23 protein-coding genes are annotated in these 21,693 nt (G+C 38.4%); 15 read left to right on the forward strand and 8 right to left on the reverse strand.

Translation table 11 applies throughout. From position 1 onward, the window contains the following. The first annotated feature begins 3 nt into the window (after nt 1-3). The 10 genes from tolB (at nt 4) to MTT09_RS02765 (ending at nt 9,013) form a co-directional block, all read left to right on the forward strand. Nucleotides 4-1,260: a Tol-Pal system protein TolB gene (tolB, locus tag MTT09_RS02720; RefSeq protein ID WP_107916439.1), complete on the forward strand. Its 1,257-nt coding sequence runs from the start codon at nt 4-6 to the stop codon at nt 1,258-1,260. Nucleotides 1,261-1,324: 64 nt separating this feature from the next. Continuing rightward, the gene (locus MTT09_RS02725; RefSeq protein ID WP_002939415.1) at nt 1,325-1,831 is read left to right on the forward strand and encodes an OmpA family protein; all 507 of its coding nucleotides are present in this window, start codon (nt 1,325-1,327) and stop codon (nt 1,829-1,831) included. Between the two features lie 13 nt (nt 1,832-1,844). Beyond that, complete coding sequence (locus tag MTT09_RS02730) at nt 1,845-2,687, forward strand: tetratricopeptide repeat protein (protein WP_002939416.1); 843 nt, start codon at nt 1,845-1,847, stop codon at nt 2,685-2,687. Nucleotides 2,688-2,742: 55 nt separating this feature from the next. Further along, on the forward strand, nt 2,743-3,327 hold the full coding sequence (locus MTT09_RS02735; protein WP_223227314.1) for an FKBP-type peptidyl-prolyl cis-trans isomerase: 585 nt from the start codon (nt 2,743-2,745) through the stop codon (nt 3,325-3,327). Between the two features lie 9 nt (nt 3,328-3,336). Then, nucleotides 3,337-4,266: an ACP S-malonyltransferase gene (gene fabD / locus MTT09_RS02740; RefSeq protein WP_429802426.1), complete on the forward strand. Its 930-nt coding sequence runs from the start codon at nt 3,337-3,339 to the stop codon at nt 4,264-4,266. After that, nucleotides 4,263-4,946 (forward strand): 5'-methylthioadenosine/adenosylhomocysteine nucleosidase, encoded by a 684-nt coding sequence (locus MTT09_RS02745; RefSeq protein ID WP_021084954.1) that lies wholly within the window; start codon nt 4,263-4,265, stop codon nt 4,944-4,946. Before fabD ends, MTT09_RS02745 begins: the two co-directional genes overlap by 4 nt. Further along, a complete protein-coding gene (locus MTT09_RS02750) occupies nt 4,943-5,701 on the forward strand; it encodes a tRNA 2-thiocytidine biosynthesis TtcA family protein (protein WP_009294334.1) in 759 nt (252 codons plus the stop codon). The genes MTT09_RS02745 and MTT09_RS02750 overlap by 4 nt, the downstream gene beginning before the upstream one ends. A 138-nt stretch (nt 5,702-5,839) precedes the next feature. Further along, nucleotides 5,840-6,943: a Cj0814 family flagellar-dependent secreted protein gene (locus MTT09_RS02755; protein ID WP_429802429.1), complete on the forward strand. Its 1,104-nt coding sequence runs from the start codon at nt 5,840-5,842 to the stop codon at nt 6,941-6,943. Between the two features lie 112 nt (nt 6,944-7,055). Beyond that, nucleotides 7,056-8,222, forward strand: a complete 1,167-nt coding sequence (locus tag MTT09_RS02760) for a Cj0814 family flagellar-dependent secreted protein (protein ID WP_429802431.1) — start codon at nt 7,056-7,058, stop codon at nt 8,220-8,222. Nucleotides 8,223-8,233: 11 nt separating this feature from the next. Further along, a complete protein-coding gene (locus tag MTT09_RS02765) occupies nt 8,234-9,013 on the forward strand; it encodes a cell surface protein (RefSeq protein ID WP_429802433.1) in 780 nt (259 codons plus the stop codon). Nucleotides 9,014-9,094: 81 nt separating this feature from the next. Here the strand turns inward: MTT09_RS02765 and MTT09_RS02770 are convergent, their stop codons facing one another. Further along, on the reverse strand, nt 9,095-9,931 hold the full coding sequence (locus tag MTT09_RS02770) for a hypothetical protein (protein WP_429802435.1): 837 nt from the start codon (nt 9,929-9,931) through the stop codon (nt 9,095-9,097). Nucleotides 9,932-10,129: 198 nt separating this feature from the next. On the opposite strand from MTT09_RS02770, the gene MTT09_RS02775 reads away from it, so the two are divergent. Further along, nucleotides 10,130-11,278 carry a Cj0814 family flagellar-dependent secreted protein gene (locus MTT09_RS02775; protein ID WP_429802437.1) on the forward strand — a complete coding sequence of 383 codons (1,149 nt, stop codon included), beginning with the start codon at nt 10,130-10,132 and terminating at the stop codon, nt 11,276-11,278. Here MTT09_RS02775 and recO read toward each other — a convergent pair. From recO to bamA, 7 genes are all read right to left on the reverse strand, one after another. Continuing rightward, nucleotides 11,275-11,889 carry a recombination protein RecO gene (recO, locus tag MTT09_RS02780; RefSeq protein WP_021085792.1) on the reverse strand — a complete coding sequence of 205 codons (615 nt, stop codon included), beginning with the start codon at nt 11,887-11,889 and terminating at the stop codon, nt 11,275-11,277. The two genes, MTT09_RS02775 and recO, sit on opposite strands and share 4 nt — an antisense overlap. After that, nucleotides 11,890-12,813 carry a tRNA dihydrouridine synthase gene (locus MTT09_RS02785; RefSeq protein WP_103558849.1) on the reverse strand — a complete coding sequence of 308 codons (924 nt, stop codon included), beginning with the start codon at nt 12,811-12,813 and terminating at the stop codon, nt 11,890-11,892. Then, nucleotides 12,810-13,808 (reverse strand): LapA family protein, encoded by a 999-nt coding sequence (locus MTT09_RS02790; RefSeq protein WP_429802440.1) that lies wholly within the window; start codon nt 13,806-13,808, stop codon nt 12,810-12,812. Before MTT09_RS02790 ends, MTT09_RS02785 begins: the two co-directional genes overlap by 4 nt. 9 nt (nt 13,809-13,817) lie before the next feature. Then, complete coding sequence (gene dksA / locus MTT09_RS02795) at nt 13,818-14,174, reverse strand: RNA polymerase-binding protein DksA (protein WP_103645666.1); 357 nt, start codon at nt 14,172-14,174, stop codon at nt 13,818-13,820. Nucleotides 14,175-14,185: 11 nt separating this feature from the next. Beyond that, nucleotides 14,186-14,641 carry a 23S rRNA (pseudouridine(1915)-N(3))-methyltransferase RlmH gene (locus tag MTT09_RS02800; protein ID WP_009294328.1) on the reverse strand — a complete coding sequence of 152 codons (456 nt, stop codon included), beginning with the start codon at nt 14,639-14,641 and terminating at the stop codon, nt 14,186-14,188. A 2-nt stretch (nt 14,642-14,643) separates the two neighbouring features. Further along, nucleotides 14,644-15,561, reverse strand: a complete 918-nt coding sequence (gene accD / locus MTT09_RS02805; RefSeq protein WP_429803700.1) for an acetyl-CoA carboxylase, carboxyltransferase subunit beta — start codon at nt 15,559-15,561, stop codon at nt 14,644-14,646. A 129-nt stretch (nt 15,562-15,690) separates the two neighbouring features. Next, the gene (bamA, locus tag MTT09_RS02810; protein ID WP_012001352.1) at nt 15,691-17,946 is read right to left on the reverse strand and encodes an outer membrane protein assembly factor BamA; all 2,256 of its coding nucleotides are present in this window, start codon (nt 17,944-17,946) and stop codon (nt 15,691-15,693) included. An 89-nt stretch (nt 17,947-18,035) separates the two neighbouring features. On the opposite strand from bamA, the gene MTT09_RS02815 reads away from it, so the two are divergent. From MTT09_RS02815 to MTT09_RS02830, 4 genes are all read left to right on the forward strand, one after another. After that, entirely contained in the window at nt 18,036-18,866 is an 831-nt protein-coding gene (locus MTT09_RS02815) for a prephenate dehydrogenase (RefSeq protein WP_103569826.1), read from the forward strand. 61 nt (nt 18,867-18,927) lie between these two features. Beyond that, the gene (locus MTT09_RS02820) at nt 18,928-20,298 is read left to right on the forward strand and encodes a M23 family metallopeptidase (RefSeq protein WP_429802443.1); all 1,371 of its coding nucleotides are present in this window, start codon (nt 18,928-18,930) and stop codon (nt 20,296-20,298) included. Nucleotides 20,299-20,358: 60 nt separating this feature from the next. Then, a complete protein-coding gene (gene lpxC / locus MTT09_RS02825) occupies nt 20,359-21,243 on the forward strand; it encodes a UDP-3-O-acyl-N-acetylglucosamine deacetylase (protein WP_004317248.1) in 885 nt (294 codons plus the stop codon). An 80-nt stretch (nt 21,244-21,323) separates the two neighbouring features. Continuing rightward, nucleotides 21,324-21,686: a glycoprotease gene (locus MTT09_RS02830; RefSeq protein ID WP_429803701.1), complete on the forward strand. Its 363-nt coding sequence runs from the start codon at nt 21,324-21,326 to the stop codon at nt 21,684-21,686. Nucleotides 21,687-21,693 lie beyond the last annotated feature (7 nt).

The raw sequence follows: 21,693 nt of genomic DNA on the forward strand, positions 1-21,693 counted from the left end.
GAGATGAAGAAAATTTTTCTTTTTTTGTGCGTTGCTCTAGGGCTTTATGCTGCTGATGCGACGATATCTGTTATCAACCAAGGTGTTGCTTTGCCAAAGATAGCTTTGCAAGATGCAACTACAGCTGTTAGTGATGCAGGCTTTAAAGATAAATTCTTTAAGATCATGCTAGGTGACTTGAAAGTTAGCTCAGACTTTGAGGTTATCGAAGATCATGTGCCTTCAACCTATGAGGGAACAGCAGCTACAAATACAATGAGCGACAAAGGTGTTGAGCTTATCTTTAGATATGCTCTTGAGGGTTCTATGGGCTCACCTCTTACTTTAAGAGTAAAACTCATCGATGCTAAAACTGCAACTACAAGGTATGAGAGAGTATATAACATGCCTGATGGCGCGAAGTATCCGTTTTTGGCACACAAAAGTATAGTTGAGCTAACAAATGAGCTAAATTTACCACCAGTTGGCTGGATGGAGAAATTTATCATCCTAGCAAAATACACTTCGGCTCGCCAAAGCTCTATTATAGTGGCTGATTACACACTTACGTATCAAAAGACGATCGTAAGCGGCGGTCTAAATATCTTCCCTAAATGGGCAGGCGCTGATCAGAGTAAATTTTACTATACATCTTATGTAAATAATAGACCAACTTTGTTTAGATATGATCTAAATTCAGGCACTAAAACAAAGATAATAGATAGTATGGGTATGCTTATAGCATCTGATGTTAGCAAAGATGGAAGTAAAATTCTATTAACTATGGCTCCAAAAGATCAACCAGATATTTTCATCTATAATACAGGTAGCAAAAATTTAACTCAGATCACAAACTATCCAGGCATTGATGTAAATGGAAATTTCGTAGATAATGACAGTAGGATAGTTTTTGTCTCAGATAGACTTGGATATCCAAACATCTTTGCAACACCTGCAACTTCAGGCGGAAGTGTTGAGCAAATGGTGTTTCATGGCAAAAATAATAACTCAGTAAGCACTTTTGAAAACTATGTAGTTTATTCAAGTAGAGAGGCTAGTGGTGGCTTTAATATCTATCTAATCTCAACTCAAACTGATTTTATTCGCCAGCTTACAGCAAATGGTAAAAATAACTATCCAAGATTTTCAAGTGATGGTCAAAGTGTTGTTTTTATCAAAGAACTTGGCGGTCAAAGCTCGCTTGGCGTTGTTAGATTAAATGAGAACAGGAGTTTCCAATTTCCACTAAAAGTAGGTAAAATTCAATCTATTGATTGGTAATATTCTGGTAATATTTAAAAAAAATATGTTATAATTCGACCAAATTTTTCAAAAAGGATATGGAATGAAAAAAGTAGTTCTAGCAAGTGTTGCAGTTGCAACTTTATTGTTGAGCGGTTGTAGCTCTAAAAACCCTGAAGTTGATATGAATGCAAATTCAAATCAATCTGCAGATAACTCAGGTAGCATGAGTGATGCTGATAGATTAGCAGCTCTTATCGCTAACATCGAGAGCCAAGTTAAAAGTGTATACTTTGACTTTGATAAATTTAATATCAAAGCTGACCAACAAGGTGTTGTTAGCTCAAATGCATCAGTATTTAACCAAGCTGACGCTCAAGCTCTTTCTATAAAAGTAGAAGGTAACTGCGACGAGTGGGGTACAGATGAGTATAACTATGCTCTTGGTCTAAAACGTGCTAAAAGTGCTAAAGACGCTCTTGTAAGAAATGGCGTTAGCGCTGATAGAATCGCTGTAGTAAGCTTTGGCGAAAGCAACCCAGTTTGTACAGACAAAACAAAAGCTTGCGACGCTCAAAACAGACGTGCAGATTTCAAAGTACTTCCTTAATCTGTAAGTAATAATGAATAAAAAAATAATCATTGCGGCTCTTCTTGGAGCCGCTTTCTCTATAGGTTCAGCTCAAGAAGTTTCAGCATTTGACGCAGGTAATATGGATAGCGCAAATCCATATGGACTAACAGATGATGAAAAAGCAACTCTAAGCAACAAAAGAAGCGTTCAAAATATCGAAGAAAACATGGATAATGTTTCAGAACAACTTCAAGGTTTGCAAAGCTTGATCGAGAGCATGAGTGCTAGGATGAACAAGCTTGAGCAAAGAATGAACGATATCGAAACCAAAGTCAATGGCGGTATAAGCGATTCTGGTGTAAGTTTGACATCATTAAAAGCTTATGTTGATGAGACTAGGGATATACAAGATAAAAATTATAAAAATATTACTGCTGCCTTAAATAAATTAGGTGCGATAATGGATAAAAATGCTGCTCAACCAAAGCAAAATGCAAATCCAAAACAACAAAATAAGCCAACTTCAAATTTTAGTGGCAAAAGTGACAAAGACATTTTAGCTGATGGCATTAAGCTTTTAAATTCTGGCAATAGCACAGAAGCAGCTGAATATTTTGAGTATCTAAACAAAAAAGGCTATAAAACTGGCGCTTCAAACTACTATTTAGGCGAAGTCGCATATAGCCAAAAATCATATAGCACAGCTATACAATACTACAAAAAAAGCATACAAAGCGAAGACAAAGCTGACTATACACCAAAGCTTTTATACCACACAGCTATAAGCTTTGACAAGATAGGCGACACGCAAAGCGCAAATAGATTTTACAAGGCTTTGAAAGTAGGCTATCCAGATAGCAAAGAAGCCAAAGCCGCTCCTAACAGAAACTAAAATTTACTCTTTTTTAGATATAATCTCACATTAATCAAAACTAAATTCCAAGGAGATTATTGTGAGTAAAGATCAAGTTATAACAATGTTTTATGAGCTAAAAGACGCTAATAGTGGCGAAATTTTAGAGTCAAATATGCAAGAAGGTGGTCAAATTTCTTTTATTACAGGACATGGCCACATTATAGAAAAGCTTGAAGAAGAAGTTAGCAAATTAAAATCAGGCGACAAGGCTACTATAAATATCAAAGCAGCTGAGGGTTGTGGCGAATACAATAAAGATGCCATCCAGTCACTTCCAAAAGAGCAATTTGCTGGTATAGACCTACATGAAGGCATGGAACTTTTTGGTCAAAATGAAGATGGCTCAAGCGTTCGCGTCATCGTTAAAGAGATCAAAGATGACGAAGTAACAGTTGATTTTAACCATCCATACGCTGGCAAAGATTTGCTATTTAATGTTGAAATTTTAGAAGTTAGAGACGCAACTGAAGATGAAAAAGCAACTGGCATGGTAGCAGGCGCTCACACTTGCGGTTGTGGCGGACACGATCATGATCACGAGCATGAGTGCTGCGGCGGCCACGGACATGGCGAAGGTGGTTGCGGTTGTGGCGGTCACGGACATCATCACCACTAAGAAGCCAAAATGAAGAAATTTGCTTTTATTTTTGCGGGCCAAGGCTCGCAAAATATTGGTATGGGAAAAGAATTTTACGAAAATTTCTCTTCAGCCGAGCTACTTTTAAACGACGCCTGCAACCAAACTGGCATTGATTTTAAAGAGCTTTTATTTACACAAAACGACAAACTAGACAAGACAGAATTTACCCAACCTGCCATCGTTTTAAACTCGCTTATGAGCTACTTAGCATTTTCAAATTTCATAAAAGCCAAGCCAGAATTTAGCCTAGGTCACTCACTCGGAGAATTTACTGCTCTTGCAGTTAGTGGCGCATTTAGCTTTGTAGATGCCATTAGACTTGTAAATTTGCGTGGTAAATTTATGCAAGAAGCGTGCGTTGGTAAAGATGCTGGCATGATGGTAGTGCTTGGACTTAGCGACGAAGTCGTTGAAGGGATTTGTAAAGAAGCACAGGATGAGGGCTTGCAAATTTACGCCGCAAACTACAACTGCGATGGTCAGATAGTAGTAGCTGGCGTGAGAGCTGACCTTGCAAAATACGAGGCAAAATTTAAAGAAGCAGGTGCAAAAAGAGCGATGCTTTTAAATATGTCGGTAGCTAGCCACTGCCCGATACTTGAGCCTGCTAGCGTGAAACTAGCAAACGAGCTTGAGGGCGTTTTGGCTGCGAATTTTGCCCCAGTCGTTTCAAACGTAAATGCAAAAATTTACACTGATAAAAACGAAGCGCTAGTACTTTTAAAAGAGCAGCTAACGCATCCAGTTCGCTACAAGCAAAGCATCAAAAACTACGAAAACGAGGTTGATTGCTTTATTGAGCTAGGTGCTGCGACACTAAAAGGCATAAACAAAAAGATCACAGAAAAACCGACATACAGCGTCACTGACATGGCGAGCCTTGAAGAGGTTGTGAAGATTTTGGAGGAGAGATGATAGCGATACTTGGAGCGATGCAAGAGGAGATAACGCCGATCCTTGAGATGGTTGGCGAGTATAAAACTACCGAATATGCAAATAATAAATTTTACGAGGCAAACTACAAAGGCAAAGATCTAGTCATCGCCTACTCAAAGATCGGCAAGGTAAATGCGGCGATCACTGCGACCTTGATGATAGAGAAATTTAAGGCCTCAAAGCTGCTTTTTACAGGCGTTGCTGGCTCACTTGATGAGAGCTTAAAGATAGGCGATATGCTATATGCCACTAGCCTTGTGCAACACGACCTTGACATCACGGCTTTTGGACATCCATACGGCTTTGTGCCAGGGACAAGCATCTTTGTAAAAAGCGATGAAGGTCTAAATGAGCTAGCTAAAAATGTCGCTAGCAAAAAGGGCATGAGCCTAAATTCAGGTATCATCGCAACTGGCGATCAGTTCATCTGTGACAACGAGAAAAAAGAGTGGATCAAAAAGATATTTAACGCGAGTGCTACCGAGATGGAGGGTGCGAGCGTTGCGCTAGTTTGTGAGACGCTTGGCGTGCCATTTTTCATCCTTAGAGCCATCAGCGACGGAGCTGGCAATGAGGCTGAATTTGACTTTGATAAATTCTTACAAGACTCAGCAAACGTCAGCGCTAAATTTATCCTAGAAATGGTGGAGAGCTTATGATAGAGCTTAGCAAAAGGCTGCTTAGGCAGGTTGGCCAAACAAACGCTAGATATAAGATGATAGAGGGCGGGGATAAGATATTGCTTGGTCTTAGCGGCGGCAAAGATAGCCTCGCACTCGCTCACGTGCTAAAGCACATCCAAAACGTCACGCCTGAGAAATTTGAGTTTAAGGCAGTGACGCTAAGCTACGGCATGGGCGAGGACTACGCATATCTTACCAAGCACTGCAACGAGCATGGCATAGAGCACGAGGTGATCGATAGCTCGATATTTGAGATATCAAAGGAGAAGATCCGCAAAAATTCTAGCTTTTGTAGCTTTTTTTCGCGCATGAGAAGAGGGTATCTTTACACCTATGCGCTAAAGCACGGCTTTAACAAGCTTGCGATCGCTCACCACTTAGACGATGCAGCAGAGAGCTTTTTTATGAATTTCACCTACAATGGCGCGCTAAGGACGCTTGCTCCAAAATACAAAGCAAAAAATGGCATCGTCGTTATCAGGCCATTTATCTTTGTGCGCGAAAGACAACTTCGCGAAAATGCGATCAAAAATGAGCTAAGAGTTATTGGCGATGAGGCGTGTCCTGCGATGAGATTTGACGTGAAGATGCCACACGCTAGATATGAGACCAAGCAGCTTTTGGCAAATTTAGAAAAAGAAAATCCAAAGCTTTTTACGTCGCTTAAAGCAGCATTTGAAAACATCCACACAGATACATTTTTTGGTATCAACGAAGGCAGTGAAGAGTAAATTTAACTCTTCATTTTTGCCCTTAAAGCTAAATTTACAACCAAATTTCTTACAACACATCCAAAAAGCAAAAAACTCATTTTTAAGTAGGAACGTCCCTTGCTTATTAAATATAAATTTGATAAGTAAGGATGAAAAATGAGCATTTTTAGTGTTAGTACGCAAAAGTATAGCTCAGTAGCTACTGAAGCAAAAGCAAGGAAACTTCAAAAAGAGCAGTCCGAAAGCGCCAAATTTCAAAACGCTCTTGCAAATAATGAAAAAACAAAAGACATTGCACAAAATTTACAAAGACTTGAGCTTACAAAAGATACTCAGCAAAGCATTTATAGCGTGAAATTTAAAGATAAAAATGAACTTGGCTATCAAAGCGACAAGGCTGGCTTTATGGATGCTAGCTTTAATAAAGCAGCCGGCTTGCCACAGGACTTTAAGCTTCACAAAAGCACGTTGAAAGAATTTCTAAACTTCGCAACAAAGCAAAATAACATAAATAGCGTCCTTTACAGCAACGCAAGCGGCAAGCTTTTTGACAATGACGTCTTTGAAAATATCGACATTGCAGACACGATAGGTCAGTATTACGCCATTTTTTCTCAGGTGATGGGCAAGAGTTTAAACAAAGATAGTTTTACAGATAGCGACCTAGCAAATCTGCCAAAAGGCTACATCTCGCAAGGGATGAAAGGTATCGATTTTAACGCAGATTTGAGTGATAGATCAAATATTGATTTTTTAAATAGTCGCAAAAATGAGGTCGTGACAAACATCTTTAGTAGTGAGGATGAAATGAAGCTCGCATCAAATTTAAGCGAAGATCTAGCAAAGCTAGGCATAAAAACGAACCTCAAAAAGCTAAATTTTGCAAATTTAGAGCAGGAAAACACTGGTGGCTTTAGCCCAGACATTTCTTACTATAAAACGGAGTCTGGTTACAAAAAAGAGGCTTTGTTTATTAGTTTTCTAAAGTCAGAAAACCCCGCGATCCTAGAGGGCGGGGAGACTGCGCTAAAGCCTGAAGTCTTGCTAAATAACGCTTTCATCGCTGCCCAGACGAAGGATCATAGAAGCAAAAGTTTGAGCGATGTGGCTAGCCTTAAAAAGCTAGCAGAAGATAGAGAAAATTTTAAAAATTTAGTGCTTGAGCTACTAAAAAATAGCACCCTAAAGCCAAGCGAGGATAATATAAATTTAGCTTTTAATGAGCTAAATCAAATTTATACTTTAGGCAGGCAAAAGTAGTTTGGGAATCTCTTAAGATCGGCGTTTGCTCTAGCCAAAGTAGCTAAATTTACTAGGTAAATCTTTTCATAAAAAAGACGATATCTTTGGTATGAAGCTAAAAGGATATTAGATGATAAACGCACTTGGTAGCTACCCCTTAAATTTAGAGCAGAACATAAAGGTATCAACCAAAGCTTCTGCAAACCAAACTAGCTCTCTAGTTTTAGGCTACAAGGTAGATAAAGATGGCTATTTTACAGATGAGTTTAATAAACAAGCTGGCATCCCAAGCGAATATAAAATTCACTCAAGCACGCTGGAGTCGTTAGTAAATGTTGCAGAAGGGACTTCATTTTTTAGTCGCACCTTTAAAAGCATAGATATAGCAAAGACTGCTGGCAATGCTTATAAAATCCTCTCACAAGTAGTTGGCGAAGACACGCTAAATTCAAAAGAAAGCTTTAGCTTAGATGAGATAAGAAATTTCCCTCAAGGCTTTGAGTATAACCGCCAAAGCATGCAAGTAACAAAAATTCATAATTCCATTTATGACTTTGATGCAGCTGCTTCTAGCTTTAACTACAAAGAGTCAAACAAGCAGATGATAAGCACGCTCTTTTTCAACCCAAGCTTTAGCGGTGGAGACGGCAGGCAGCCACTAAAGCCAACAACAGATATCTTTAACAACAACAATGGTGGCAAGGAGAGTGTGGGAAGTGGTGTTTTTATCGATCCGCACGGCGAAAGATATACTAATAAAGATGGCTCTATAACCAAAGGTGGCCTTTTAGCAGCCGTCATAAATAGCAACCTTGACGTAAAAGAAGGTGAAACCACCGTTTTTGGAAAGAAGCAAGGCTTTGATAAGAGCGTAGATAGCAAAGAATTTAGTAGAGCATTTGAACTATTTGAGCTTATGGGTGAGATGAAATTTGGAGCAAATTTCAACAAAGCAAGCGACTCTGATCTAGCTGGTATGCCTGCATATATGCAAGAGTATGTTAAGTATAAAAGAGACCTTGTCTATGTAGATCTTACGACTGGGTTTGTTGGTAAGTATTCAGACGAAGAAGACGAACTCTCATTTAAAAAGATGATGGAGCATAATCTAAAAATGCTAAAGCTACTCTTTGGCGAGATAGACAAAGATGGCAAAAAGAGCAAGGACTTTATGGATAGCTTTTTGAAATTTAGTATGCCACCTTTAAATTTAGTAAAAGAGCTAAATGAAAACTCAGCTGGAAAATATCTAGTAGATATGCTTGGTATAAAAAGAGATGTTGATATAAAGGCGTAGGGGGAGTTGAAATGATAACTAGCATAAACGGACTTAGCAACACATCGATACAAGATAAAAAAGAAAATGCAAAAATGTCAAAGGAGCAAGAAAAGGCTCTAATTGATTCATATATGCAAAATTTAATAATTGATAATGTTGAAAAATATATCAAGGAAGACAGAAGTAGTAAAAACTGGATAACAGAAACCATAGAGAAGATAGACAATATGCTCTCCGAAAAGTATAGCTATACCATTAATGAAAGGCGAGCTTTATTATCAAAATATCCAGAGAACTTAGAGGAATTTGAAATCAATGTATTACAATCTCACATGGACTGGTTGCTTTCTAACTCAGTAGATGGCAAGCCAACAATATCTGGGCTAATGGTTGGTATCGGCACAAAAGAAGAAGAGGCTGAGCTAGAAGATTTTATGAACTCGTTTCCTGAAGATACAATGATGAGTAATGATGGTGCTAGATTGTTTGCTAGAGCAGATCTAAGCATAGAAGAGTTTAAGAAGCTTTATAGAGAAGATGTAGAAAAAACTACAAAAGAGCATAAAGAATTTCTGGCTAAACTACACAAAGAAGAGCAAGAATATAACGCAAATTTTGCCAAAGAACAAAGCGAGAAGAAATTTAAACCTATGCAGGTTAAGAAGAAGTATGAGACCTATGATATAAACAAGGATCAAAAATTTCTCTATGCAAGAGAGCTTTTAAATTTCAAAGAGAAAAGAGGCATAGATGTCTTAGAGCTTATGCAAAAGATAGATAAGAAGCAAATTTTAAATAAGATGGCTTGATAAATAAAGCAGAGCTATGATCATTCTCTACCTTGTCATAGGATGACTTAGTAGCAACTTGCACTAAATACAAAGATAAATTTAAACTTTTTTATCGACAACCTTTTTACCATTTTCTTCAAGTTTTTGCATAATGCGAAGCACATCTATACCTCGTTCTCTCTCAAGTTCTTGAAGCTTGAGCAAATATGAAAATTTTTCATCCTTAGTAATGTCATAAGTTTCAGTGTTTTTGCTTTCAGCTTGGATAGGAGTAAATTTCTTCTCTTTGGTGTCGTCTTTTTCTTCTTCAACGCTCTCTATATCCTGAAGACCTTTTTCATTCATCTCTTTTAGTATATTGACAGCATTTTTAGCATCTTCGCCAGATAAAGTTATATTAAACCGCTCTTTTAGTGTATATTTAGCCCACTCCTCTTTAAACTCATCAACGCTCATATCGCTATCAAGCAGATCAACAGTCCTTGAGTTTTGCATAAATAGCAGCTGGCTATTACCACGATATTCATTTAAAAATTCATTTACAGTGTATGGGGTATCTCTTAAAATTTTTGGCTTATCATTGTCTGGTTTTGCTTGCTGACCTTGTATATACTCTACAAACAAACCCTTGCTTTCATTTATGAAATTTTTAAGATCCGATAGCTGCTCGCTTGTAAAATCAGGATCATAGCCTCTAAGCTTTCCTATGATAGTGACTTTTGCTTCATCGCCTTTTGTAAAGCCAGATAGCGGATATATGTGTCTATCATAAGCCGCAGCTTGAGCTTTTCTATCTAGCCTTGCGTATTTAGGAAAGCTCATACCATATCCCATATTGTTATCAAGGATATCGTTTATATCGTTAAATTTAAACCCCATCTCACTAGCTATGTGCTCTCTAGACAGATAAGGATATGGCGAGCTAGAAATTTGCATTTTACTATCCTTAGTAAATTTTAAATTACTCAACGATTTTTCAAAATTTATTTGAGTGAAATCTTCTTGGTTTGTAAATCGACCTTTTAACAATTTGGTTTATATATAGTCTATCTTCACACAAAATGCTCCCCTGTTGATAAAAATTTACGGCACAACTTTTGCTTACTCTTTGAAGTAAATTTCAAGGAGTAAGCTATGAAAGTCTCTTATAACTCCATCTTAACAAAACAGCACTACCAAAAACATACAAAAAGCGAAGGCTTTGCAAATTTCTTACCTAACACTCCAAATATAAATTCGATCAACCAAACCACTACTCCTAAGAATGACTTTGTTTCATCTAGCGCTATCGACTCTCTTTATCAGGCTAAATTTACTTCACAAGAGGGTTATGGATATAGTGTAGATGCTAAAGGATTTATGGGAGCTGACTTTAACAAGGCAGCAGGCCTGCCACAGGACTTTAAAATCCACAAAAGCACACTTGATGCTATAGTGCTGCACAATCAAAAACATCCAAACTTTACAAATTTTTCAATGAATACAAAAAAAGATAATGCGCTCTTTGGAGAGGATAGCTTTGCAAATATCGATCTAGCAAATACTATCAAGCAATACTATAAAATTTTTGATCAAATTTCAGCTGGAGTTATTAGTAAGGGTAAAGAATTTTACTCAAATGAAGATCTGGCAAAGATGCCAAAGGGCTACTTTTCAAAAGATAAAAAAATGGATCATTTCGAATATCTAATGGGTAGGATGTCAAGTGATGAGATAGATGGACTAACCGATAGAAGCAATGAAAAGATAACTCATATCTTTAGGACAGCCCAAGACGCAGAAGATGCACATAGGTTATGGGATGATCTAAGCGATATAAATGTAGAAGTCAATGGAAATTTTCTTGACTTCTCTCCAGAAGTGATGACAACTGAGCATACTATCCCTTATATGTGGGTTAGTAGTGCTGGGTATGACTTCAAGCCTGATATGTCTGTATATGATAACGAACAAGGCTATACAAAGGAGCAAATCTTTGTAGCATTTTTAAAAAACGAGCAAGGTCTTGTGTTGCAAGGTGGCACAACAAGGATAACTGATGAGGCTCGCAATGTATATAGAGACAAACTCATACTTACAAAGCAAGATAGAAGCGAGATAGGCATACCAAAGGCTTATTATGATGAGATACTGTCTGGCAAGAAAGATATAAAAGATATACTAGCTAGGATTTTAAAGCTTAGAAATTTAGAGCTTAAAAAAGATCAAACGCTTGAGGGGCTAGCAAATAAAATAATGGACGTTTTAAAAGAATTTGATGAGAGGACGAAGGTAAAAGCCTAAAGTCCGTCAAGTAAAATTTTATAAAGGCGGTTTATCTCATCGTCATTTAGCTCGATCGTGCTTTTTGTATCAAACAAATTTTTGATCTTGCTAGCGTCAAATTCGCTCCTATCAAGGCAGTGCTTGTGAGATGGCAAAAAGCCACGAGTGAGGCAAAGCTCGCTTTCTATCTCCTCGTCGCAGATAAAGCACTCAAGCTCGCTGTGAAGCCTGCCTTCATACTCTAAAATTTTGACGTAGCTTTCGATGATAAGGCGCTTTGGGTTTTGTAGCTGCATCTGTTTGGCGCAGCGATCAAGCTCAAAAAAGTAAATTTCATCGAGCTGCTCGACCTCTTTTAGATGATCATAAAGTAGGCGCATAAACTGCTGCCAAATGATGAGTTTGTCGCGCTCTAGCAGCCATTTAAAGCCAAGGTGAAGTATGCTTCTAAGCTTTGGTAGAAATTTCGCCTCTTGCTCGAGCTCAAAGTCGATCTTGTAGCCAGTCATGATGTTTGAGTGGCGAGCGCCAAAAAATCTATATGACTTTACGAGCAAATTTGGCGTTAGCACAAAGACTAAAAGGTCCTCGTCTCTGACCTTTTGCACGCGCAGGATGTAGCCTTGCATCTAGGCAAAAAACTCCCTTATGCGCTCTCTCATCACGTGGGCATCTTTGATGAAATTTATATCGTTTCTAAAGGTTGTTGCGCCGTCGATGCCCTTGCTGTATTGGTGCAAATGCTTTCTAAATATGCAAAGTCCGTGCTCGCCGTAGTGCTCGATCATAGCGTCGAAGTGAGCTAGGATGATCTCTTGTTTTAGCGTCTTATCCACGCTACTTTTGGTCTTTATCTCGTGAAATATCCAAGGGTTGCCGATGCTTGCCCTGCCGATCATTAGGGCGTCGCATTTTGTGAGATTTAAAATTTCATCTGCATTTTGCGCGTTGATATCGCCATTTGCAACGACTGGGATTTTCACGCTCGCCTTTACTCTGGCGATCGCTTCATAATCAACCTTTGCAGTGTATCCACCAGCTCTGGTGCGACCATGTACTGCGATATAGTCTGCGCCAGCTTCTTCGCAGGCTTTTGCTATCCGCTCTTCGTTTTTGTCGTTAAAGCCAAGTCTAAATTTAACGCTTAGGCTCTCTTTGTTTGAGACGCTTTTTATGGCTTCGATTATGCTTTGAAGTTTGTCTAGATCGTTTAGCAAAGCCGATCCTGCGCCTTGTCTAACGACCTTTGGCACGGGGCAGCCACAGTTTAGATCGAGCCCATAAATCCCATCAAATTTATTGATTATCAACACGGCTTTTTTTAGATTTTCTATATCGCTACCAGCTATTTGAACGACGTAAGGCTCTTCGTTTGGGGATTTTTTAAGCATTTCAAGGGTTTTGTCACTGCCCTCATAGACCAGAGCATTTGCGCTGATCATCTCGCTAACAGTGACGTCGCAGCCAAATTTCTTGACGACGCTTCGTAACGGCAGGTCAGAAAAGCCAGCAAGTGGCGCTAAGAAAAGTGGCTTTTTGCTAAAGTCTATCATTTAAAAAATAGCGAGCTAGGCACCATTTTGCCGTTATCTCGCAAAAATAGTAAAACCTTTATCTCTTTAAACTCATCAGGGTCGCTACCCTCGATGGCTTCTCTTACTTTATCAAGCATCTGAAGCTCAAATAGCGCATATACGTAGGCTTCATCAGCGTCAGCATGGATGCTTTTTAGCTTCTCAAAGATGCCGATAAATGCGTCTGGTTTTAGTTTATTTTTAAGCATTATAGCTGCTTTGTCGTATTGTGCTTTTGTCACTTTTGCGTTGTTTAAAAGATCGAAAATTTCATCGCTACTTAGGTCGATCTCATCATCTACAAAACGCGTGATAATGGTCATTATATCTTCACTTGCTAGCTCTGGATCGATTTTTTTAATCTCACTAAATGAAGCTGTTTTTATGAGCTTGTTAAAGGCTGCCTTTTTAAGGCTCTCGTTTTGTTCTTGATTTTTAAGCACGTCAAGATAGTAAGTAGGCAGCTGTTCGATCTTGTTTAGCTCGTTTAGGATGTTTAGCTTGCTATCTTTTGCTAGTCTAAATTTCTTTAGATCGACGATCTCTTTGTTTTTTATGCTTTTTATAGTTTGTAATATGTTGTTTATCTCGCCGTCATCGACGCCAACGTCTTTAAGCTCGCCTACTGGTGAGATAGAGCGAGTGAGCTGTGAGGCGATCTTGTAAGTATCGGTTTTAAAGTCTTTGTTACTCTCAAAGCCAAGAAGCGTCTCTTTTGCAAGGTCTTTGTAAAGTTGGCTATCTTTTTTTATCCATTTTTTATATCTATAAAAGGCGTATCCGTGATATGCGATGTGAAGTATGGCAAGGAGCGCCAAAAGAGCTACTGGAAGTGCCACCCAGACAGCTACTGGCAAGGTTATGGCTTGACCTAAGAGCTCAAAGGTGAAGTCTGAACTATTAAGAGAATAGGTAAGTCCTGCAACAACTGCTGTGTAGATGATGCAGTAGACGAGAAATTTTCTGGTTTTCATATTTTCTCCTTAGTTTTTTGCTGTTTTTTCTATTATCTCACGACAAGCTATGCAGTATTTTGCATGCGGTTTTACTTTTAGGCGAGGGACGCCGATCTCCTCTTCGCACATGTCGCAAATTCCATAAGTCTTGTTTGCTATCTTCTCAAGCGCCTCGTCGATCTCCATTAGCTCGGCTCTTTGCTGGGTTGAGATAGACTGCTCTATAAGCTGGTCGGTATTTACTGAGGCGATGTCAAATTCATCGCTTACGCCACTATCTCTTAAACCGCTTACTTCAACTGATGAGTCATAAATATTTTTTTTGATTTGTAATTTTCGCTCCTCAAGTAGCTTTTTGAAAAAATTTAGCTCGTTTTGAGTCATTTTATATTCCTTTATTTGTGATATGGGTGGTTTGCATTTATGCAAAGCCCTCTAAAAATTTGCTCAAAAAGTACGAGCTTGGCGACTTTGTGCGCCATAGTCATCTTGCTTAAGCTTACGACTTTTTGTGCCTTGTTTTTTAGATTTTGGCTAAGCCCATAAGCTCCACCTATAAAAAAATTGATTTGTGAATTTGAGTTTAAAATTTGAGCAAATTCTTGGCTGTCAAGCTGTGAGCCATTTTCATCAAGCATCACGCAAAAGCCTTTTAAATTTGGCTCGTAAATTTCATCATAAGCTCTTAGCGCATCGCTTCTGCCACTACTTTGAGCCTTTGCTATCTTTTCATTAAATATGATTTTATCGTTTATCTTGGCAAATTTTGCACTCATTTTTATATATTCTTGTATCTCGTTTTCAAAGTTGTCACGCGATGATTTTTGAATGCTAAAAACCGAAATTTCCAAACTTACCCTTTGGTTTTTAGCTTTAGCTCAAAGCCAGCTTCGTTTCCAGTTGTCACTTCGCTTTTAGAGATCATAGCTTTGTTATTTGTAAGAAATTTAACCATATCGCTTATATATTTTTTGTGCTCGCTTCTTGGCACGATGTCATCTATGAGGCCATGCTCAAGCAAAAATTCAGCCCTTTGAAAGCCCTCTGGGAGATCAGCGCCTATGGTTTGTTTGATGACCCTTTGTCCTGCAAAGCCTATTAGTGCGCCAGGTTCAGCGATTATTAGATCTCCAAGCCATGCAAATGATGCGCTAACGCCGCCCATCGTAGGATCTGTAAGGATAGAAATATATGGGAGCCTTGCTCTATCAAGAAGTTTTAGGGCTGCTGAAGTCTTTGACATCTGCATCAAAGAAAATGTGCTTTCTTGCATTCTAGCGCCACCAGATGCGCTTACGATGATTAAGGCTTGGCGTTTTTCGATCGCGCGTTTTATCGCTCTTACGATCTTTTCGCCCTCGACTGAAGCTAGTGAGCCGCCCATGAAGCCAAAGTCAAAAACAACTAGCTGGATCTCTTGTCCGTTGCATTTGCCTTCGCCACATATCACTGAGCTTGTGCGTCCTGTTTTTTCTTTATTTTCTGTGATTCTTTTTTTGTATGATTTTTTATCGACAAAATTTAAAGGATCTACTGGTTTTAAATTTGCGTCAAATTCTACAAAGCTACCTTCATCGCAGATCAAATTTATGCGATCATCAGCTTTTAATCTCATGTGATAGCCGCATTTTGGGCATACATTAAAACAAGCTTCAACTTCTTTGTAATACATCAGTGAGTGACAGTTGTCGCATTTTACCCAGTGTGTAGGTGCTTCTTCTGGACGAGGTTGAGCTTTTCTTATCTTTGAAAAAATGTCTGAGAAATTCATCTTTTTACCCACTTATATTAAAAATTGTGGGATTATATCTAATGTTAGCCTTGCTTTTTCTTATATGACTTAAAGTTTGTTTGTTTGTGGGGGATTTAAGGGGCAAACTAGCCCCTTAAAAGTATCTTATTAGAAGCGTCTTCCGATAGTAAATTCAAATGTATTTGTATCATCGCCCTCTTTAGGTTTAAGAGCTTTTGCGAAGATTAGTTGAAGTGGTCCGATAGGTGTTATCCACTCGATACCAGTACCAACTGATGATCTTTTTATCTCATTTAGACTATTTTCGCCGATCATACCATAGTCATAAAATACAACACCACGCATTTTGACACGCTCTATTATAGGGAAGCTCATCTCAACTGAGTTGTTAAATGATGTTTCGCCGCCGTATTCATAGTAGTCGCCATTATATTTTACTTTTGGAGATACGGTTCTGCTCTCATAACCACGTAAGCTTCTTATACCACCAAGGTAAAGCCTTTCGTTGATCGGAGTATAGCCTCTCTCCCAAATTTTGCCAAAGCTTGCTTTATATCTTAAGATAAGATCGTAGTCGATGTATTCTCTAAGACCTAGATAGTAGTTGAAATTTGTGCGGTTTTTAACAAAATCCATATCACCACCAAGTCCTGCTATCTCAAATGATGTGCTAGCTATGATACCGCGTCTTGGCAAGTAGTAATCATCAGTGCTATTATATGTTAAAGCTGGGGTTATAGCACTTTTTATAGCCTTGCCTTCTCTATAAATTTCTTTGCCTGTGTATCTATTTATATCTCTTAGCTCATCGTCTTTTAGAGTAACTTTACTTTGCTCGATGTTATAAGTAAGTGATGCACTTAAATTTCTGGTTAATTTTCTACCAAGCGTTGTGCTAAAGCCATAGCTTCTCTCTTTATATGTTCTCCAGTCATAGTCGTTTGCATAGAGTGTTCCGCCAAGGCTATACTCTGAGTCAAAAATTCTTGGATTTGTAAGACTTATCTGACCTGAAAGCTCTCTATCACTCTTATCAACGCTTACTTGTCCTTGAAGACCAGAGCCAAAGATGTTTGTGTCAGAAAGTGCAGCGTTTAGTAGCAAGCCATCACTACTTCCGTATCCGATACCGCCACTTATCGAGCCAGTTGAGGCCTCTTTTACTTTTACTTTTAGATCGACTGTGTTTTTATCAACCGGATCTTCTTCTATCTCTACATCATCAAAGTAGCTTGTTCTTTTTAGTGCATCTTTTGAGTCTTGAAGGTCGGTTCTACTATATAAATTTCCCTCAGTTAGATATAGCTCACGTCTTACGACACGATCAACTGTTCTATCATTGCCTGAAATTTGAACATTTCTTATATATACTTTTTCGCCCGGATCAACTTCGTAGTCGATATCAACTGTTTTATTTTCATCAAATTTATCAGTCTTTGGATAGACTTTGACAAATGCATAACCCTTGTCAGCGACCATATCGTCAAGCTTTTTCATGTCTTGACGAAGTCTTGCTGAGTTCATCGTATCGCCAGCTTCAAGTCTAAAGTCATCTATAATCTTTTTAGTATCAAGTCCTAGCTCTTCAGGTGCTGTGATGCTTACATTTGAAACCTTATAAGGCTCTCCCTCGTGGATATAGTATGTAAGATCAGCTGTGTAGTTATCAAATGACGCATTTAGATAAGGTGATGAAACAGTCGCGTCTAAATAGCCTTTCTGAAAATATTTATCTTGAATCCTTGCTGGGTCATTTTCAAGCTCGAAAAGTTTAACTTTTCCGTCGTTTCTGCCCCAAAGCCAGCCCATAAATTCTCTACTTTTGTTTGCAACTACTGGCTCGATATCATCATAGTCAAACTCTTTTGCACCGACTAAATTTACCTTTTTGATTATCATATTTTCGCCGCGGTTGATGTTTAGAGTGATGAAAAGTGAGCTGTCGTTGTCTGCAACTGGCTGTTTTTCTACATCTACAACTGTGTCAAAGTAGCCCTTTGACTCGTAGTACTGGCGAATTCTCTCTTTTGTTTTTTCGATAGTTAGCTCATCATACATATTGCCAGGTTTTATGTTGATTAGCGATTCGATCGCAGTTTTGTCGTTTGTCACAACGCCCTTTAGATCGACTCTAGCCACGCTTGGCTTCTCTTTTACTTTTACTAAAAGATTGCCATTACCTGTATCTTCTATGTAGATATCATCAAAATAATTTTGCTTGTATAAATTTGTGATAGCCTTGTCGCTAAGCTTTGGCGTTAGCTCTTGACCGACTTTTAGCCCCATTATCTGAGTGGCTACATCAGGTGAAAGGTGGATTAGACCTTTGAAATTTATTGACTGAATTGTTTGTGCATTTAGACCGCTTAAAGCTAGTGCTAGTAAAAATAATTTCTTTTTCATTAAATTTAACCTAGAGTTTTAGTATAAGTGCGTATAATACCATATTTTATTTTTAAAAAATTTAAATTTTATAATTTTAAAGGTTTTTTATGAAAATAGGTATCATCGGACTTGGTCTTATGGGTGGCTCGCTTGGTCTTGCGTTAAAAGATGAAAAATTAATTTCATGTGTCAGCGGATATGATAAAGATGAAAATCACAGCAAAAAAGCGCTCGAACTTGGCTTGGTACATGAAATTTTAAGCATCGATGAGATGAAAAAGAAGTGTGACATCATCTTTTTGGCTGTGCCAGTCGAAGCCATCGTGAGCATCGTTCAAAATTTAACCGACATTAGCGAAGATACGACGATCATTGATTTTGGCTCGACAAAGCAAAAGATAATAGAAGCCGTGCCAGAAAAAATTCGTAAAAATTTCATCCCAGCTCACCCGATGGCAGGTACCGAGTACTCTGGTCCAGAGGCTGCCTTTAAGTCACTTTACACAGGGGCTACTGTCATAGTTTGCGACTTTGCTGAGAGCGCAGAAAAACATGTAAAAAGAAGCGTTGAGCTATTTTCTTGCCTTTGTATGAAGATCATTTTCATGAGCGCAAAAGAGCATGATCACCACGTGGGTCTTATCTCACATCTGCCTCACGCTATTGCATTTTCGCTTGCTAGCGGGATCTTAAAAGAAGAGGATAAAAGGCACATCGTTGCACTTGGAGGGCCGACATTTAAGGGCATGATACGTGTCGCAAAGAGTTCGCCATTTATGTGGAGTGATATCTTTAAGCAAAATAAAAATAATGTCGTTGCAGCGATAAATATGTTTGAAAAAGAGCTAAATTTGTGCAAAGATATCATAAAAGATGAGCGCTGGGACGAGCTTTTTGACTGGATGAGCGAAGCTAGGGCTGTAAGAGAAATTTTGTAATTAACTAAAAATTTATTGATAAAATGTAAAATTTCGCAAATAAAATTTAAGGTAATAATATATGTATAGACGTGGAATAGGCGGTTTTGGTATTGTTGTAGTTTTACTTGTTTTGATATTGGCTGGTGGCTTTGGCTATGCTTTGATGTCGAAAGACTTTGAGCGAAATGAGCCAATTATCGGCGTTGCTGATAAGGTTTATTGGAACCTTCGCTCGCCTATGAATATCAAATTTAAAGATGACAGCGGCATAAAATTTGTGCGCATTAGCATAAATGACGGCAAAAATGACCTAAATTTACTAAATCAAATCATACAAAATCCAAGCACTGAGCTTGATGTAAATTTAACCTTCCCAAAAACTGGCTTTTTCGCCCAAAAAGATACTTATGAGATGAGCATAGAAGCGGTCGATACTAGCAAATGGGGCTTTTTTACAGGCAATAAAGCAAGTAAAAAAGTTGAAGTCGTACTTGATACCTCTAAGCCTGATCTTTACGTGCTTTCTCAGTCTTACTCTATCTCAAAAGGCGGTAGTGCAGTTGTCGTCTTTAGAGCGACTGATAATCAGCTAAAAGAGGTCTATGTCCAGACAAATTTTGGTAAGAAATTTAAGGCTGTGCCATTTTACAAAGAGGGCTTTTACGCAGCACTTGTAGCTTGGCCAGTACAGGTTGAAAACTTTAGCGCTGAGGTCATCGCAAGAGACTTTGCAGGCAATGAGAGCAAATCTCACGTGAGATATTTTTATGAAAATGTAAAATACAAAACTTCAACTATTGCTTTAAATGATAGATTTTTAGACGGAAAGATCGTTGATCTAACAGATCAATACGCCAAAGATCCAAACGCTCTTTCAAGGCTTGAGAAGATGAAATTTGTCAATGAAACACTAAGAAATTCAAACGAAGAGAAGATAACAGCACTTACTTCAAACGTCGATACTGAAATCACGAATAGCTTTAATATCATCCCATTTTACCCGCTTAGAAATGGCAAAAAAGTAGCTGATTTTGCCGATCACCGCTTCTATACATATAATAACGAGCAAGTAAGTGAGTCATGGCACATGGGTATAGATTTTGCAAGCGTGGCATCAGCTCCGATAATAGCCAGCAATGCAGGTCGCGTTGTGCTAGCTTCTGAGAATGGAATTTATGGTTTAAATATTGTGATCGATCATGGATTTGGACTTTACTCACTTTACGGTCACTGCTCAAGTGCTAAGGTAAAAGAGGGTGACATGGTTGCTGCTGGAGATCAAATAGGCACAACTGGAACGAGCGGTCTTGCGCTTGGAGATCACCTTCACTTTGGAATTTTGGTCCAAGGCGAAGAGGTAAGGCCTCAACAATGGATGGATAAAAAGTGGATAAAAGACAATGTGACAAGTGTCTTGGATGCCGCAAAGGCGATGATAGATAAGAATTAAATTTGCAAATTTGATTTTTTAGTGCTATCATAAGCGAACAAAAAAATATAAGGAAAATTTTTGAAACAAACTACTATCGCAAGACGCGTTGAGACCGTTGGTATAGGGCTTCATAAGGGTGAGCCGATAAGACTTATACTAGAACCTCTTGATGCAAATTCAGGTATTATTTTGCACCGCGAAGATCTTGGTATTAGTTTTAAAGCTGAGCCTAAAAACGTTATAAATACGCAAATGGCAACCGTCGTTGGCAACGAAAAGGGCTTTATCAGCACGATAGAGCACCTAATGGCAGCTGTAAATGGATATGGCATTGATAATATTAGAATTTCAGTTGATGCAAATGAAATTCCTGTCATGGACGGCAGTGCGATAAGCTTTTGTATGTTGCTTGATGAAGCTGGTATAAGACATCTTGACGCTGGTAAAAAAGTCATCCTTGTCCGCCGCGAGGTCGAGGTGGTTGAGGGGTCAAAATTTGTGCGAACTTCGCCTTCAAGAAATCCAAAATTTGACTATACGATCAAATTTGACCACCCAGTTATCGGCGAGCAAAGATATGTTTTTGAATTTAGCAAGAGCTCATTTGTAAAAAATATCGCTCGTGCTAGAACTTTTGGCTTTTTAAAAGATTTGCAACGCTTGCAAGCTCAAAATTTAGCCCTTGGTGCATCGCTTGATAACGCCGTGGCTATCGATGATACACATATTTTAAATCCAGAGGGTTTGAGATTTGAAAATGAGTTTGTAAGGCATAAAATTTTAGATGCAGTTGGCGATTTAAGCTTGCTTGGAGCACCATTGCTTGGGGATTACACAGCATTTGCTGGTAGTCACGATCTAAATCACAAACTAACGCTTGCTTTAATGGCAGATGAGAAAAATTATGAGATCGCAACGCTTAGTGGCGAGCTTTTAAAAGAGTATCAAAAGGTATTTGCATAAAAAATATTGAAATTTTTGTAGTCTCTTTATCGACTCCGCTTTTAGTTGGAGTCTATAAAGATGGCGTAAAATTTGATGAGATCACAACTGACGAGCATGTCAGCGAAGCTCTAATAAAAATCCTAGAAAATTTATCCTCTAAATTTAATATCACAAAGATCATATACGCAAACACACCAGGCAGTTTTATGGGACTAAAGGTGGCCTACATTATCTTAAAGACTTTTTCTTTGGCAAAGGGCTGTGAGTTTTACGCAGTTAGTGGCTTTAGTCTAAATGGCGGTCAAGCGATCAGGGCAAATAAAAATTTAAGTTTTGTGCTAAAAGAGGGTGAAATTTCACTTGAAAAAGTTGAGCCAGTGAGATTTGTGTTGCCTTTAAATTTAGATGAATTAAAACTAAATTCAGATACACTTCCAGATTATATCATCCAAGCTGTTTAGGAGAAAA

The organism is Campylobacter concisus, assembly GCF_050447505.1.
Taxonomy (GTDB): domain Bacteria; phylum Campylobacterota; class Campylobacteria; order Campylobacterales; family Campylobacteraceae; genus Campylobacter_A; species Campylobacter_A concisus_BP.